At 62.7% G+C, this 15,947-nt stretch carries 17 protein-coding genes; 13 read left to right on the forward strand and 4 right to left on the reverse strand.

Annotation, left to right across the window (positions count from 1 at the left end; all coding sequences use genetic code 11):
* The first annotated feature begins 22 nt into the window (after positions 1-22).
* The 5 genes from ACHMXK_RS11775 (at position 23) to ACHMXK_RS11795 (ending at position 4,614) form a co-directional block, all read left to right on the forward strand.
* Positions 23-643: a TRAP transporter small permease subunit gene (locus tag ACHMXK_RS11775; protein ID WP_397440532.1), complete on the forward strand. Its 621-nt coding sequence runs from the start codon at positions 23-25 to the stop codon at positions 641-643.
* The gene (locus tag ACHMXK_RS11780) at positions 640-1,923 is read left to right on the forward strand and encodes a TRAP transporter large permease (RefSeq protein WP_397440534.1); all 1,284 of its coding nucleotides are present in this window, start codon (positions 640-642) and stop codon (positions 1,921-1,923) included. The genes ACHMXK_RS11775 and ACHMXK_RS11780 overlap by 4 nt, the downstream gene beginning before the upstream one ends.
* Positions 1,924-1,961: 38 nt before the next feature.
* On the forward strand, positions 1,962-2,654 hold the full coding sequence (locus tag ACHMXK_RS11785) for a DUF2848 domain-containing protein (RefSeq protein ID WP_397440536.1): 693 nt from the start codon (positions 1,962-1,964) through the stop codon (positions 2,652-2,654).
* A 33-nt stretch (positions 2,655-2,687) separates the two neighbouring features.
* Positions 2,688-3,989, forward strand: a complete 1,302-nt coding sequence (locus tag ACHMXK_RS11790; RefSeq protein ID WP_397440538.1) for an amidase — start codon at positions 2,688-2,690, stop codon at positions 3,987-3,989.
* A gap of 253 nt (positions 3,990-4,242) precedes the next feature.
* A complete protein-coding gene (locus tag ACHMXK_RS11795; RefSeq protein ID WP_397440540.1) occupies positions 4,243-4,614 on the forward strand; it encodes a histone protein in 372 nt (123 codons plus the stop codon).
* Positions 4,615-4,711: 97 nt separating this feature from the next.
* Here the strand turns inward: ACHMXK_RS11795 and ACHMXK_RS11800 are convergent, their stop codons facing one another.
* Positions 4,712-5,848 carry an iron-containing alcohol dehydrogenase gene (locus ACHMXK_RS11800; protein ID WP_397440542.1) on the reverse strand — a complete coding sequence of 379 codons (1,137 nt, stop codon included), beginning with the start codon at positions 5,846-5,848 and terminating at the stop codon, positions 4,712-4,714.
* A gap of 131 nt (positions 5,849-5,979) precedes the next feature.
* On the opposite strand from ACHMXK_RS11800, the gene ACHMXK_RS11805 reads away from it, so the two are divergent.
* Positions 5,980-6,936, forward strand: coding sequence for an alpha/beta hydrolase (locus tag ACHMXK_RS11805; RefSeq protein WP_397440544.1), 957 nt, complete (start codon positions 5,980-5,982; stop codon positions 6,934-6,936).
* A gap of 10 nt (positions 6,937-6,946) precedes the next feature.
* Positions 6,947-7,804: a YbgC/FadM family acyl-CoA thioesterase gene (locus ACHMXK_RS11810; protein ID WP_397440546.1), complete on the forward strand. Its 858-nt coding sequence runs from the start codon at positions 6,947-6,949 to the stop codon at positions 7,802-7,804.
* 24 nt (positions 7,805-7,828) lie between these two features.
* On the opposite strand, the gene ACHMXK_RS11815 is transcribed toward ACHMXK_RS11810, so the two are convergent.
* From ACHMXK_RS11815 to ACHMXK_RS11825, 3 genes are read right to left on the reverse strand one after another with little or no spacing between them, the layout of a single operon-like run.
* Positions 7,829-9,100 carry an MFS transporter gene (locus tag ACHMXK_RS11815; protein WP_397440548.1) on the reverse strand — a complete coding sequence of 424 codons (1,272 nt, stop codon included), beginning with the start codon at positions 9,098-9,100 and terminating at the stop codon, positions 7,829-7,831.
* A 36-nt stretch (positions 9,101-9,136) separates the two neighbouring features.
* A complete protein-coding gene (locus ACHMXK_RS11820; RefSeq protein ID WP_397440550.1) occupies positions 9,137-9,964 on the reverse strand; it encodes an NRDE family protein in 828 nt (275 codons plus the stop codon).
* Between the two features lie 39 nt (positions 9,965-10,003).
* Positions 10,004-10,957, reverse strand: coding sequence for a YgfZ/GcvT domain-containing protein (locus ACHMXK_RS11825; RefSeq protein WP_397440552.1), 954 nt, complete (start codon positions 10,955-10,957; stop codon positions 10,004-10,006).
* Between the two features lie 80 nt (positions 10,958-11,037).
* On the opposite strand from ACHMXK_RS11825, the gene mltG reads away from it, so the two are divergent.
* The 6 genes from mltG to ACHMXK_RS11855 all read left to right on the forward strand — a co-directional run bounded on the left by mltG (position 11,038) and on the right by ACHMXK_RS11855 (position 15,762).
* Positions 11,038-12,012, forward strand: coding sequence for an endolytic transglycosylase MltG (mltG, locus tag ACHMXK_RS11830; protein ID WP_397442505.1), 975 nt, complete (start codon positions 11,038-11,040; stop codon positions 12,010-12,012).
* A 5-nt stretch (positions 12,013-12,017) separates the two neighbouring features.
* A complete protein-coding gene (gene tmk, locus ACHMXK_RS11835; RefSeq protein ID WP_397440554.1) occupies positions 12,018-12,695 on the forward strand; it encodes a dTMP kinase in 678 nt (225 codons plus the stop codon).
* Complete coding sequence (locus tag ACHMXK_RS11840; protein WP_397440555.1) at positions 12,692-13,756, forward strand: DNA polymerase III subunit delta'; 1,065 nt, start codon at positions 12,692-12,694, stop codon at positions 13,754-13,756. Before tmk ends, ACHMXK_RS11840 begins: the two co-directional genes overlap by 4 nt.
* Before the next feature lie 49 nt (positions 13,757-13,805).
* The gene (locus ACHMXK_RS11845; RefSeq protein ID WP_397440557.1) at positions 13,806-14,186 is read left to right on the forward strand and encodes a PilZ domain-containing protein; all 381 of its coding nucleotides are present in this window, start codon (positions 13,806-13,808) and stop codon (positions 14,184-14,186) included.
* Positions 14,187-14,296: 110 nt separating this feature from the next.
* Entirely contained in the window at positions 14,297-15,094 is a 798-nt protein-coding gene (locus ACHMXK_RS11850; protein ID WP_397440559.1) for a TatD family hydrolase, read from the forward strand.
* A complete protein-coding gene (locus ACHMXK_RS11855; RefSeq protein ID WP_397440560.1) occupies positions 15,091-15,762 on the forward strand; it encodes an ankyrin repeat domain-containing protein in 672 nt (223 codons plus the stop codon). Before ACHMXK_RS11850 ends, ACHMXK_RS11855 begins: the two co-directional genes overlap by 4 nt.
* Positions 15,763-15,947 lie beyond the last annotated feature (185 nt).

Here is a 15,947-nt window from a genome sequence, read left to right on the forward strand (position 1 = left end):
CAACGATCCTCACTCCATCACCATGACGCACCCGCATCACTTTTCATTTCTCGGACGGCTTTCCCGGCTGGCCGAAAGCTTCTCACTGGGCGCCGTCTGGGCCGGTGGCGCGCTGACCCTGGCCAGCGTGCTGCTGATCTCTTTTGACGTGCTGGCGCGCAAATTCCTAGGTTTCAACACCGGCGGCGCCGACGAATTGTCGAGTTATGCCTTCGCCATCAGCACCTCCTGGGCGCTGGCTTTTGCCACCTTGCAACGCGCCAATGTGCGGGTTGACGTCTTGTACCAATACCTGCCGGTGCGTCTGTCCGCCGTGCTGGACTGGCTGTCGCTGGTGGGCTTGGGCGTGTTCATGGTCGTGTTGACCTGGTATGCGATGGACGTGGTGGGCGCCTCCTGGCTGCAAAACTCCACGGCCAACACCACCATGGCCACGCCGCTCTGGATTCCCCAGGGCTTGTGGTTGCTGGGTCTGGGCTGGATGTGTGTGGTCGTGGCCCTGATGCTGGTGCGCGCCTCGCTGGCTTTTGTCACCGGCGACATTGAGCTGGTCAAGGAAATTTGCGGCGTGCGTACGGCGCAGGAAGAAGCAGAAGAAGAAGCCGCCACCGGCGCCCGCATTGTGAATGGAGCCGCCGCATGATTGCCACCGCACTGGTTTTGTTGCTCGCCCTGATCGGGCTGAGCATTCCCGTCGGCGCTGCCCTGGGCCTCCTGGGCCTGACGCTGGACCCGCTGTTTTCTTCCTTGCCCCTGACGCGTGCCATCGGCGAGTTGTCCTGGAGCACCAACAACGAGTTCCTGCTGGTGGCGATTCCGCTCTTCATCATGCTGGGCGAGGTTTTGCTGCGCGCCGGTTTTGCCGAACGCATGTACTCGGCCATGAGCCTGTGGCTGTCCTGGCTGCCGGGCGGGCTGATGCACGCCAACATCGGCGCCTCGACGCTGTTCTCGGCCACCTCGGGCTCCAGCGTGGCCACGGCCGCAACGGTGGGTACCGTGGCCTTGCCGCAAATCAAACGTTTTGGCTACAACGAACCCCTGTTCCTCGGCAGCCTGGCGGCCGGCGGCACCCTGGGCATCCTGATTCCACCGTCGATCAACCTCGTGATGTACGGCGTGCTGACCAACTCCTCGGTGCCCAAGCTTTACCTGGCCGGCATCATCCCGGGTTTTGCCATGGCGCTGCTGTTCATCCTGACCGTGATCATTGCCTGCCTGATCAAACCGTCCTGGGGCGGGCAGAAGATCCACGCCACCTGGGGCGAGCGTATGCGCAGCCTGGTGCACCTGGCGCCACCCATGGGCATTTTCCTGCTCGTGGTCGGCTCGATCTACGCCGGTCTGGCCACACCGACCGAGGCCGCGGCCCTGGGCGTGCTGGGTGCGCTGATTCTGGCCGCCGGCTTTGGCAAGCTGAACTGGGGCATGTTGCGCGAGTCGATAGAGGGCACCATGCGCTCCACCGCCATGATCATGCTGATCGTGATCGCTGCCAGCTTCCTGAACTTTGTCATGTCGGCCACCGGCCTGACCTCGGCACTGACCGACTCCATCACCGGCCTGGGCCTGTCGCCGGCCTGGATGCTGCTGATCGTGGTGATCTTCTACCTGGTACTGGGCTGCTTCATGGAGACCCTGTCCATGATGATCACCACCATCCCCATCGTGGCCCCGATCATGATAGGCATGGGTTACGACCCGATCTGGCTGGGCATTCTGATCATTGTGCTGGTCGAGCTGGCGCTGATCACGCCGCCCGTGGGCCTGAACCTGTTTGTGGTGCAAAGCCTGCGCAAGACCGGCTCCATGAATGCCGTCATTGTTGGCTCCCTGCCTTTTGTCGCGGCCATGTTCGTGATGATCCTGCTTTTGTCCCTGTTCCCCGACCTGGCGCTGTGGCTGCCACGTGTCTTTGGGTAAACAGCGTTTTTCATCTCCCTTTTATTTCTATCTGATCCATGCAAACCGAATTCCAAATCATCTCCGGCACCACGACCCGCAAGCTGAGCGTCGACATTTCCACCCTGGTGGTGGCGGGCTGGGCCGGCCGCGACCGGGAAGCCATCGAACACCACATCGAAGAACTGGCCGCCATTGGTGTGCCACGCCCGAGCAACGTGCCGCTGTATTACCGCATTGCCAACAACCAGCTGACCCAATCCGACACCGTGCAGATGGTGGGTCCCGATTCGTCCGGCGAAATCGAAACCTTTGTCTTCTCCGCCGACGGCGAGTTGTATGTCAGCATCGCCTCCGACCACACCGACCGCAAGCTGGAGTCCCACAGCGTGGCCTTGTCCAAACAGCTCTGCGCCAAACCGGCCGGCCGCAGCGCCTGGCTGTATGCCGACGTGGAAGGCCATTGGGACGAGCTGATGATCCGCGCCTGGATCGAGGAAAACGGCGAACGTGTGCTTTACCAGGAAGGCCCGTTGTCTACCCTGCGCACGCCGCGTGATCTGATCAACGGCTACCTCGCCGGCTCCGCACACAGCCGCTTGCCCGACGGCACCGGCATGACTTGCGGTACCGTAGGGGCCATAGGCGGCATCCGGCCGTCTACCGTCTTTGAGATGGAATTGCACGACCCCAGGCGCAATCTGTCGCTGACGCACCTTTATACCGTCGAGGTTTTGCCCGAAGTGGCTTGAGCCTTTTTCCGTCGATTCATTGGAGACTGCACCATGACTTCCTCTACCACCCGACTTGAACAGGCCCTGGCCGCCATTGAGGCCGCCGGCGACGAAGGCCGCCGCATCTTCACCCAGGTGTACGCTGCCCAAGCGCGCGAAGCGGCGCAAGCCGCCGATGCGCGCGCCAGGCACGGCATCGCGCTGAGCCCGCTCGACGGCCGCATCGTGTCCATCAAGGACTTGTTTGATGTGGCTGGCGAAACGACCACGGCCGGCTCGGCCTTGTTGCGGGGCGCGGCGCCAGCCGCCGCCGACGCGGTGGTGGTGCAGCGCCTGCGCAGCGCGGGTGCGGTGATCGTCGGCAAAACCAATATGACCGAGTTTGCCTTTTCGGGCATAGGCATCAATCCGCACTACGGCACGCCGGGCAACGCCCATAACGTGACGCGTATCCCGGGCGGTTCCTCCTCGGGCGCCGGCGTGTCGGTGGCACGCGGCATGGCGGAAATCGCCATTGGTTCGGACACCGGTGGTTCCGTGCGTATTCCTTCGGCGCTCAACGGACTGGCCGGCTTCAAGCCATCACAGTCGCGCGTGCCGCGCACGGGCGCCTTCCCGCTGTCTTTTTCCCTCGACACCGTCGGTCCGCTGACGCGTAGCGTGGCGGACTGCGCCCGCGCCGATGCGGTCTTGTCCAACCAGGCCTGGCAGCCGCTGCCCCAACGCACGGTGCGTGGCCTGCGGGTCGGCGTGCCGCGTGGCCTGTTGTTCGGCCAGGCCGAAGACAGCGTGCTGGCGGCTTTCGAGGCCGCGCTGTCGTCCTTCTCCGCGGCCGGTGCCCGCATCGGCGACGAGTCGCTGGACGAATGGCTGGGCGCACCGTTCCGCCTGCAGGAGCGCGGCACCCTGGTCGCCGCCGAAGCGGCCTACATCCACCGTGCCACCATAGACACCCGCGCGACCGAGTACGACCCGGTGGTGCTGGGACGTATCCGGCGCGGCATGACGCTGGACGCCGCGGGCTACGTGGGCATCCAGCAGGCGAGGGCGCAGCTGCAACCCGAGCTGGATGCACGCCTGGCCGACCTCGACGTGCTGCTCCTGCCCACCGTGCCTTTTGTGGCGCCGCGCATAGACGCGCTGGCCGACGAAGCCGCCTTCAACCAGGCCAACGGCCTGGTGCTGCGCAACCCCTCGGTATTCAACTTTTATGACCTGCCGGCGATGTCGCTGCCCTTGCCGCGCGCGGCCGGCGAGTTGCCTGTCGGCCTGATGGTGGTGGGCCGCAGAGGTGAAGACCACACATTGCTCGGTGTAGCCGCGGCACTCGAAGCACTGCTCGCAGCAGTTTGAATACAAGAGCGACACAAGCACCCATGAGGCGTAGCATCACGCTGGTGTCGCTTCTTTATTGATAGCTTATGATGCAGTCAGGACGGTGGCTGTAGCCTGTTTTTGTGTTGAATGACGACCTGACTCAACAAGCAACTGAAGCTGGCGCCACCTGCGATTTCTTCACCTCATCAGCGCCGTTTTGGCGCACTTTTTTTGCCCGCAAATGTCGGTGTAAAAAAGAAACAAAAAATTTAGAGACAATACGGTACTGGTGAAATATCTCAACCAGGTAAATAAAAGAGGATTTTTAAAAATGGCAACTGCGAAAAAAACAGCTTCTAAAGCAAAGACAACTGCAAAAAAAGTCACGGCACCTGCAAAAGTGATGAAGCCCGTGGTCAAGGCCGCCGCCAAAAAAGCGCCGGTGTCCAAGATCGCCAAACTCGTTGCAAAACTCAGCGCCAGCATCGCCAAGCTGACCGAGCGCAAGGACAAGATCAATGCAGAAATCCAAGCCCTGCGTGATCAGCGTACTGCGTTGAAAGTGGTTCCTGTGGCTGCTGCACCTGCCGCGCCTGCTCCCAAGGCAAAAGCTGCAGCGCCCAAGAAAGCCAAAGCCGCCAAGCCTGCAGCCAAGAAGTAATCTTCTTCGGCAACTCTGTTGCTTCGCAGAAAAGGCCCTTCGGGGCCTTTTCTTTTTTCCGAATCAGCTTCGCAGCCGGCAGGGCGCCAACACCGTCTTAAAGCGACGCATCCAACATCGCCGCATACTCCTGGGCCGTCGCAATCCGTGGGTTGGTCTTGTGGCAGTGGTCGGCCATGGCGCCGCTGATGATCTGGGGAAACTGTTCACGCGTCACACCCATGGCCGCCAAGCCGCTGGGCAGGCCGAGGCGGGTGTTCATGTCCTTGATCGCCTCCGGGATGTCGCTGCCCGAGGCCAGGCCCATGGCCTGGGCCATACGCTGCAGGCGGTTTTCTTTTTGAATTGATTCGGCGCTGGCGTTGAAACGCACCACCGCAGGCAAAAACATGGCGTTCAAGGTGCCGTGGTGCAGGCGCGGATCGACGCCGCCCAGGCTGTGGCTCAAGGAATGCACGCAACCCAGGCCTTTCTGGAAGGCCATCGCGCCCTGCATGGACGCGCTCATCATGTTGAGCCGGGCTTCGCGGTCGCTGCCGTCGCGGGTCGCGCGTTCGATAAACGCCCAGCCGCGCTGCAGGCCGTCCAGGCCAATGCCGTCGGCCGGCGGGTTGAAAGCCGGAGCCATGAAGGTTTCCATGCAATGTGCAATCGCGTCCATGCCGGTGGCGGCCGTCAATTTGGCGGGCAGGCCCAGGGTCAGCTCGGGGTCGCAGATCGCGGTTTTGGGCACCAGGTGCCAGGAGTGAAAACCCAGCTTGCGGTGGTCGTCCACGATGATGATGGCGCCGCGCGCCACCTCGCTGCCGGTGCCGCTGGTGGTCGGCACGGCAATCAGCGGCGCGACGCGCTCTGTGATTTTCAGCGAGCCGCCTTCGATGGTGGCGTAGGTGGTCAGCGGGCCTTCGTGTGTCGCGGCAATCGCCACGCCTTTGGCGCAATCAATCGCCGAGCCGCCGCCGACGGCGATCAGGCCGTCGCAGCCACTGGCTTTGTACATCGCAGCCGCGGCGCGCACTGCGGCTTCGGTCGGGTTGGACGGGGTCTGGTCAAACACCGTGACCACCATGCCGGGCAGGGCGTCCAGCGCTTTTTGCAAAACACCCGCGGCCTTGACGCCGGCATCGGTGACGATCAGCGGTTGGCTGATGCCGACGCGTTCACATTCCTGCTTGAGCAGCTTGATCGCGCCATATTCAAACTGGATCTGGGTCACGTAGTAGATGAAGGCCATGGGTGTTGTCTTTCCGCGTTGTACGATTCGGTCAACCCTACTTTAATGGCTGGAGGCGCCTTGAGAAACAAGCAAACCCTGATCGCCGTCACTTTGGTGATAGCGGCGTCGGCACCGGCATCCATCATCCTATGACACATCCTGCCGATCCGAAAGACCTGCTGACCCCGGCCATGCGCGACGTGCTGGTGCGCATGGCGCGCGCGAATCGCCCGCCCATGCACAGCTTGAGTCCGCAGCAGGCCCGCGCGGCCTATGAAGCCGGCGCCGGTGTGCTGGAAATCCCGTCGGCCCCACTGGCACGCGTGGAGGACTTCAGCATCCCGGCGCGCGACGGTTACGCGCTGCCGCTGCGCCTGTATGCGCCCTCGCATGGACGTTTGCCGGTGCTGATGTATTTCCACGGCGGCGGCTTCACGATAGGCAGCGTGGCCTCGCACGACATTTTGTGCCGCCAGCTCAGCCACCTGGCCGGCTGCGCCGTGATCTCGGTGGACTACCGGCTGGCGCCTGAGTACAAATTCCCCACCGCCGCCAACGACGCCTGGGATGCCCTGGCCTGGTTGTCTTTTCACGCGGACGACCGAGGCCTGGACGGCACCCGTCTGGCGGTGGGCGGCGACAGCGCCGGTGGCACGCTGGCGGCCGCCTGCGCCATCCAGGCCAGGAACATGGCGCTGCCGCTCGAGTTGCAGTTGCTGTTTTACCCCGGCTGCGCGCCGCGCCAGGACACGGCCTCGCACCAGCGTTTTGCTGAAGGCTTTGTGCTGGAAGCTTCGCACATAGATTTCTTTTTTGGCCAGTACCTGCGCAGCCCGGCCGACCGGGACGACTGGCGCTTTGCCCCCTTGAGCGCGCCGGATGTGGATGGTGTGGCGCCGGCCTGGATAGGCCTGGCCGAATGCGACCCGCTGGTCGACGAAGGTGTGGCTTATGCCGATAAACTGCGCATGGCCGGGGTCAGCGTGGACCTGGAAATTTACCGTGGCGTGACCCATGAATTCATCAAGATGGGCCGTGTGATCGTCGAAGCGCGGCAGGCGCATGCCCATGCGGCTCAAGCCCTGCGCAACGCATTTGCCAAATAAAGTGAGTGATATGAAACGACAGGACTTCCGATTTTTCCACCGTCTGCGCGTGCGCTGGGCCGAGGTGGACATGCAGAAAATTGTCTTCAACGCGCATTACCTGATGTATGTCGACACGGCCATGGCCGACTACTGGCGCGCACTGGCCCTGCCATACGAAGAGGCCATGCACCAGCTGAACGGCGACCTCTATGTCAAAAAAGCCTCGGTCGAGTACCACGGCTCGGCGCGTTATGACGACCAGCTCGACATCGGCCTGAAATGCACACGCATTGGCACTTCGTCCATGTTGTTCACCGCCGCCATTTTTCGCGGCGACACCTTGCTGATCACCTGCGAGCTGATTTACGTGTTTGCCGATCCGGCGACGCAAACCTCGCGGCCTGTGCCCGACGCCTTGCGCCGCATCCTGACTGGTTTTGACGCCGGCCAGCCCATGGTCAAGGTGAAGCTAGGCTCGTGGGCCGAACTGGGCAGCGATGCGGGGGCCATACGCACCGCGGTATTTGTCCAGGAGCAGGGCATTCCGATAGAGATGGAATGGGACGAGGCCGACAAAACCGCGATCCACGCCGTGGCCTACAACGGGCTGGGTCAGGCCATTGGTACCGGCCGCTTGTTGCAAGCCGCGCCTGGCAGCGGAAAAATCGGCCGAATGGCGGTCAGCCGGGTGCTCAGGGGTTCCAGCCTGGGGCGCGAACTGCTGCAGGCACTGATGGCGCATGCGCAGCAGCGTGGCGACACCGAAGTGGTGCTGCACGCCCAGCGCAGCGCCGAGGGGTTTTACAGCCGCCTGGGCTTCCAGCCGCGCGGCGAGCCTTTTGAGGAAGTGGACATTCCGCACATCGAAATGGTTAAGGCCCTGTAAGCCGACTTATCCGGCACACCGCCGTCACGACGACGAGCGCCGACCCAGCAAGAACAAGGTGATGGCGAGAAGCTGAACCAGCGCTACGCCCATGAAAAACAGCGTGGTGTTCTGCCCCAGGTGCAAGTCCTGGCCGCCAGAAACCGCCAGCAGGAGGCCGAAGGCCATGGGCGCAAACGCGTACGTCGCCTGGCCCATGGCGACGATCAGCGCCACCACGCGAGATACATCCTCCTTGACAAACTCGACCTGGGCGATCAGCGGCGGCAAGGACGTGGCATTGCCTATGCCGGCCCCAAACAAGACAACACCCAGCAAGATCAGCCCAATCTGCGACTCGTTCGCGGCCAGCAACAACAAGGAGCCGAGCAACTGGACGGCATAACCGGCGCAGATGACCAGCCGTCGATCGGCAGTGACTGGCATGGTCCAGGCCACCACCGAACGCCCGGCAATGGCGCAGGCCGTGGCCAAGCCCATGGTCAGGCCAGCAGATTGCGCGCCCAACGCTGGCACCAACAGTGAAAACATATGGGCCAGCAAGCCAATTTGCGCAAACAGGCCGGCGGCCATGCCTCCCGCCAGCGTTAGAAAGCGGCGGTTGGTCCAGAGTTTTTTCCCCGGCAACAAGCGAGCGTGTGGCAAGGTGACCGTGCGCAAAGGCGCGCCAACTTCGTCGCCGTCAGGAGCCTGACCCAGCAAGGCCGGTGTTTTCACAAAGGCCCATCGGGCCAGTATCGCCACGGCCACCACCATCACCCCGCTAACCAGCAGGGACGCCATCTGGAAGCCGGTTTTGGCGATCAGAAAAACCCAGAGCGGCGAGAAAATAACGCCGCCGATGCTCGCCCCGTTGTAGGCTTTGGCCAGCGCCATGGGCCGCGCATGGACGTACCAAGGTGCGACGATGGCATTGATCGCCGCAGCACCCATCATCACCCAACCGCCGCCACTGCACAGGGCGGCCAAAAACAACTGCCAGGGTTCCGCCGCAAAAGCCCAACCCATGACACCCAGGGCGGTCGCGATGGCGCCCGCCGTGGTGGCGGTCGGCAATCCGAAGCGGCGATAAAGGCGCGGCAAATTCGCCACCACGATCGCACCAAACAGAAAGTGCACGGTCACGGCGCTGGAGACCAGGAACAGCGGCCAGGCGGTGCGCTGCATCACGGCATGAAGAAAGATGGGCGGGCCGTAAAAACCAACACCCCAGCCGAACACGGCCATGACAAACGCGGCCCTGACCACCCATGTGCCGAAAAAGGGACGAGGAGCGTCAAGCGGGAATGCAGGCATGGTCAGGGTTTAGCGGGCGACAGGCCTGGTGCCAACTTAAGCGACCAGGGTGTTGGTCCACGTCAGCCGGCACTGGCGCTCCAGCCGCACATCCGACGCGGCATACGCATGGGTGATTTCCTGCATCAACACGTCCCAAGGCCAAGCCGCGGACGTTTCTGCGGCACGGGCCACCAGCAAGGTGCTGCAACGCGTGCCATAGCCATGTTCGGGAAAATCGACAAAAGCGCTGGACAAGGCCTGTTCCAGCGCCAGCGGCACACCGGTGTTGGGCAGATGTTCGTGACCGGCACGCTGCCCATCCTGCAGAGCCGACCAGAGTTGGGCTTGCAAGCTGTCTTGGTCAGGCGCTGCCAGCGCAGATACCAGGGAATGTTTCAGGGCCACGGTTTTGGGCCAGGGTGTGTCCAGCGCGCCATTGGACAGGCCGTAGACACCGGGGCCCAAGGCGCGTGACTGCCAGCCGGGGCCGGGCTGGTTGCTGAGCCAGTGCCAGGACCCGGTGGGGACATCACCCACAATCAAATTGCAGGCGCCGTAAGCCGCGCCCTCGGTCTGCGCCATGAAGCTGGCCGCGTCCAGGTCGCTTTCCAGCCAGCGCGTGACCAGTTCGCCCCGTGTTTTTTCGCTGGCGGAGGGCTGGGGGCCGCGCACATTGGTCAACATCGCCACGCGACCGCCTGGCGTGACGCCCAGCCAGGTGCCGCCAGCGCGCAGGTCGCGGCCGGAAATGATTTCGGTCCCTGCCTCGGTGTGCCAGCGTGCCAGGGGCAGGGTGGGGCGGTTCAGGAATTCATCGCGGTTGGCGGCGATGACCAGCGGCCAACGTGCCGAAGCCCCCAAGGCAAAAGCGATCAGACACATGGTCTAGTCCCCACGATGGCCACAACGTGCGCTACGCACTTAGATATCTTCAAGCAGCGGATAAGGCAGCGGCAACAGTGCCAAAGCCGGACCGCTGGCGCTGCCCAGGGTCAAACGCCCGCCCTCGGCATCCGCCGCGGCCGAAGTTTGCATGGACACGATCACGTCGAAGCCGCCGACCGGATGTGGTGCGCAGGCCGCGACCAGGCCGCAAGGCTGTTCCGCATCGCCGGCGTGGAAGACTTCCTGCCCAACGCTCGGTTGGCCTTCGGTGTGCGCCAGATAAGCCCGGCGTTTGAGCGTGCCGCGAAACTGGCTGCGCGCCACAATTTCCTGGCCGGGGTAGCAGCCTTTTTTGAAGCTGACGCCACCGACCGATTCGTAATTCAGCATCTGCGGCACAAAGGCCTCAAAAATCGGCTGCGTGATCATGGCAATACCGGCCTGCACCGCCAGCCACTGCCAATGGTCCAGCGCCAGGGCCGGCCCTGCCGGGGCGGGCGTGCCGCTGGGCGCGCACCACAAGGCGCGTGGCTGGCCGGCGCCGGGATATAAAAACACCAGGCTTGCAGCATCAAAATCGGCCTTGGCCCAGGTTGGCTGTGTGCCAGCAGCTATGGATTCGATAGCGCTTCCAGCCAGGCCAAACAGCGCGTAATCGGCCGTTGCATCGCTGAGTTTGGCCTTGGCACGCAGCACAAACATGGACAGGCGTTTGAGTGTGGGCGGCAAGATGTCGCGGCTGCAGAGCATCAGAATTTCTTCATGGCTGCGTTTGAACACGATGAAGCTGGCCTGCATGCGGCCTTTGGCGTTGCAATAAGCCGCCAGGCGCGCCTCGGACAAACCCAGCAGGACGACGTCTTGCGTCAGCTGGCCTTGCAGGAATTTGGCGGCTTCTTCGCCGGCCACGCGGATCACGCCCAGATGGCTTAATTCGGCGACACCGGACAAGGTGGAGGCAAGGGACAAATCAGTGGGGGAGGTCAACATGGGCTGAATTATCATAGACCCATCGTTTTCAGGAAGGCAGCAGGGTTGTGATTCGTTTTTTCAGGCGTTTGCTGGTGTTGATGTTGTGCGCCGGCCTGCTGGTGGGCGGGGCCGTGGGCTGGTGGATTCACCAGCCGCTGCCCCTGCACGTGCCGCCCGGCAGCCAGGTGCTGGACCTCGAGATCGAACCCGGCACGCCAGCCCAGGGCGTGGCCGACACCGTGGTGGCCAGCGGCGTCGATGTCCCGGCGACCTGGCTTTATGCCTGGTTTCGCCTGTCGGGCAAGGCACGCCAGATCAAGGCCGGCAGTTATGAAATCACACCCGGCACCACACCGCGCACCTTGCTGGGCATGCTGGTGCGTGGCGAAGAAAGTCTGAAAAGCATCACCCTGGTCGAAGGCTGGAACATCAATCAACTGCGCGCTGCATTGCTCAAGGCTGAAGCCCTCAAGCCCGACAGCCAGGGCCTGAACAACCAGGATTTGATGACGCAGTTGGGCCGGCCTGGCGTTCACCCGGAAGGGCGCTTCTTCCCCGACACCTATACCTATTCCAAAGGCGCCAGCGACCTGGCTGTGCTCAAACGCGCCGCACGTGCGATGGACAAACGGCTGGAAACCGCCTGGTCCCTGCGCAGCCCCGACAGCCCTTTGCAAACCCCCGAGCAAGCCCTGATCCTGGCCAGTATTGTTGAAAAAGAAACCGGCAAACCCTCGGACCGGGCCGAAATCGGCGGCGTGTTCAGCAACCGCCTGCGCATAGGCATGTTGCTGCAAACCGATCCCACCGTGATCTACGGCCTGGGCGCGCAGTTTGACGGCAATTTGCGCAAACGCGATCTGCAGACCGACACCCCGTACAACACTTACACCCGCGCCGGCCTGCCGCCCACGCCGATTGCCATGCCCGGCAAGGCCGCGTTGCTGGCAGCAGTGCGGCCGGCCCCGACCAAGGCCTTGTATTTTGTGGCGCGCGGCGACGGCAGCAGCCAGTTCAGCAGCAGCCTGGACGAGCACAACCGTGCGGTCAACAAATACATCAGAGGTCACTGAACAAGATGAGTGGTTTATTCATCAGCTTTGAAGGCATAGACGGTGCCGGCAAATCCACCCACATCGCCGCGCTGGCCGAAGCCTTCAAGGCCGAAGGCAGAGCCGTGACCCTGAGCCGCGAGCCCGGCGGCACGCCGCTGGCCGAAAAGCTGCGCACCCTGATCCTCAACGATGCGATGGACCCGCTCAGCGAAGCCCTGCTGATTTTTGCGGCCAGGCGCGACCACCTGCGGACCGTGATCGCGCCTGCGCTGGCACGTGGCGACGTGGTTTTATGTGACCGTTTTACCGATGCCACCTTTGCCTACCAGGGCGGCGGGCGCGGCTTTGACCTCGATGTGCTATCAAAACTGGAGCTATGGGCGCAGGATGCACAAGGGCTAGGTCCCGATTTCGTTCATGAACTCGGGAAGAAGGGCGCGGCCATACCGATTATCCAGCCGGACCTGACCGTGTGGTTTGACCTGGCACCGGAAGCCGCGGCCGAGCGCCTGGTCGGTGCCCGTGTGCCGGACCGTTTTGAAGCCCAGCCGGTGGAATTTTTCCGCCGTGTGGCCCAGGGTTACGCCGATCGCATGGCCCAGGACCCCGGGCGTTTTGCCCGCATCGACGCCTCGCACGCACGCGAAACCGTCTGGCAATCCGTGCACCAGGTGTTTGTCAACAAAGGCTGGTTGTCATGAGTACCGAGGTCTTGTCCCCGAATCCGCCATTGGCGCCCTGGCTGCAAACCCAGCTGCGCAGCCTGCTGACCCAGCGCGGCCACGCCTGGTTGCTCAGCGGCCCCTCCGGCCTGGGGCAGTTTGATTTGGCGTTGGCTTTGGCCCGCGCCTGGTTGTGCGAACAAGCCACGGCCGACGGCGCTTGTGGCGTCTGCGGCAGTTGCCACGCCATCGCCGTCCACACCCATGCCGATCTCTGCATGTTGATGCCGGAAACCCTGTCGCTGGCCCTGGGCTGGCCGCTGGACGAAAAAACGCAGGACGACCTGGACAGCAAAAAACGCAAGCCCAGCAAGGAAATCAAGGTTGACGCCGCGCGTGAAGCCGTGTCTTTCACCCAGTTCACACGTTCACGCGGCACGACCAAGGTGGTGCTGGTCTACCCGGCCGAACGCATGAACACCATCACCGCCAACACCTTGCTCAAGACTTTGGAAGAACCACCTGGCGCGGTCAAGTTCATCCTGGCCACCGAAGCGGCGCACCAGTTGTTGCCCACCATACGCAGCCGCTGCCAGGGCCACACCATGCATTGGCCGGTGTTTGATGAAGCGCTGGCCTGGCTGGCGGCACAAGCGCCGACCGAAGGCAAAGCCGGCGCCTTGCCGGCCGCTGCCGATCTACACACCTTGCTGGCCGCTGCCGGCGGCCGGCCAGCCGACGCCTTGAGTCGGCTGCAGGCCGGCCCCAGCAACGCCAGCGCCCAACACTGGCAAGCCCTGCCCAAAGCCATGGCCCGCGGCGACACCAGCGCGCTGGCCGACTGGGCACCGGCCCAGGCCGTCGATGCGCTGCAAAAACTTTGCCACGACGTGTTGGCGGTCAAGGCCGGCGCCCAGCCACGTTTTTTCAGCGCCAAGGATTTGCCGACCAGCAAAACCGGCGGCCCGGGTTTCCTCGCCCTGGGCGCTTGGTCCAAAGAACTGGCGGCCAGCGCACGCACCGTCGAACACCCCTTCAATCCCGGCCTGATGCTGGAGTCGCTGGCCAGCCGGGCGCGCCTGGCGCTCAACGCCAAATAGGCGCGGTTCATGCTGACAGCGTCGCAAACAAGCCTATAAACTAGCCCTTATGAGTACATCGCCTCCTGCCAGCGCATCCGGCGCCAACGCCGCCCGGCCCAGCGTCATCCAGTTGGCGATCCGGGAAAAGGCCGCGCTGTACGCCGCCTATATTCCCCTGTTCACCGAGGGCGGGGTGTTTATCCCCTCGGCGCGTGACTACAAGCTGGGCGACGATGTTTACGTCTTGTTGACCCTGCCCGAAGACACACAACGCTACCCGGTGGCGGGCAAGGTCGCCTGGGTCACGCCGGCCCGGGCCTCCGGCAACCGCACGCAGGGCGTGGGTGTGCGTTTTCCGAACGACGAAAAATCCCGCCTGCTGAAGATAAAGATCGAGGAAATCCTGGGCGCACACCTGGCCTCGGACCGTCCGACCCAGACCATATAAATAGCGGGTACACCGGGCTGAGACCCGAAATCGCTACTTTTTCGATAGCTGCCTATGCCCGTTTTATATGGGCTAGAGCCACTTTTCATACTTAAGTTAAGCCCATTCCCATGTTCACCGACTCCCATTGCCACCTGAGTTTCCCCGAGCTGCAGGCCCAGTTGCCGCAGATTCGCCAGGCCATGCAGGACGCCCAGGTGGAGCGCGCCTTGTGTATTTGCACCACCCTGGAAGAGTTTGCATCCGTCCATTCCCTGGCCACGACCTATGACAATTTCTGGTGCAGCGTGGGCGTGCACCCCGACAACGAAGACGTGATCGAACCCAGCCTGGACGACCTGCTGCGGCGCGCCGCCCTGCCCAAAGTGGTGGCCATAGGCGAAACCGGGCTGGACTATTACCGGCTGGGCGAGCGCACCGTGGCCGACATGGCATGGCAGCGTGAACGCTTTCGCGTGCATATACGCGCCGCCCGCCAGACCGGCAAACCGCTGGTCATTCATACCCGCAGCGCCTCCGCCGACACCCTGGCGATTTTGAAGGAAGAGGGCGAAACAGCGGACGGCGCAGGGCGGGCCGGCGGGGTGTTCCACTGCTTTACCGAAACCATGGAAGTGGCCCGGGCGGCGCTGGACCTGGGTTTTTACATCTCGTTTTCCGGCATCCTGACCTTCAAAAATGCCGCCGATCTGCGCGAGGTCGCCCGTTTTGTGCCGCTGGACCGGACCCTGATCGAGACCGACAGCCCTTACCTGGCGCCCATGCCTTACCGCGGAAAAACCAATAATCCGTCCTACGTGCCTTATGTGGCGAAACAGGTGGCCGAGCTCAAACAGCTGCCGGTGGAAACCATTGCCGAAGCCACCAGCCGCAACTTCGAGAAGCTGTTCTCCGGGGTTCTGGCATGAAAAAATACTTCACAAACTGGTTTAGAAAATCAGCTTATCTATTTGTTTTAACTGGTTTTATATCCGCACATGCTGGCTCGTATGAAGATTTCTTCACGGCCATCAAACAGGACAACGCGGGGGTGGTCCAGCAACTGCTGGCGCGTGGGTTTGACCCCAACACCATAGACCCCAAAGGCCAGCACGGCCTGTACCTGGCCTTGCAGGAGCCTTCGCTGAAAGTCGCCCAGGTCCTGATGGACTGGCCCAAAACCGACGTCAACAAACTCAACGCCCAGGGTGAAAGCCCGCTGATGATTGCCGCGCTCAAAGGCGAGCTCGACATGGCCGACAAGCTGATCAAAAAGGATGCCGACGTCAACAAGACCGGCTGGACGCCATTACATTACGCCGCCAGCAAAGGCCAGCTGGCCATCATGAGCCTGCTGCTCGACAACGACGCCTATATCGATGCCGAGTCGCCCAATGGCACCACGCCGCTGATGATGGCCGCCATGTACGGCACGGCGCCGGCCGTCAAGCTGCTGCTGGACGCCGGCGCCGATCCCCTGTTGAAAAACCAGCAAAACCTGACGGCCATCGAGTTTGCCTACCGCGCCAGCCGCACCGAGTCCGCCCAACTGATCGCCGCAGCCATCCGCAGCAAGAACGCCACGGGCAAGTGGTGATGGCGCCGTCACGACCAGAGCAGGCCTGGTGTACGGCAGTTTATGTATAAAAAGTGGCTCTAGCCCAGAATTGACGGGCGTAAATAGCTATAAAAAATATAGCGAATGACGAACCTCGGCCCGCTACGTCCACGTTGAGCCGGCTTTAAAAACTGGAGGGACTGTCCCTGAAAACGGCAACAGGC

This window comes from Polaromonas sp. UC242_47 (genome assembly GCF_044452385.1).
Classification (GTDB): domain Bacteria; phylum Pseudomonadota; class Gammaproteobacteria; order Burkholderiales; family Burkholderiaceae_C; genus Polaromonas.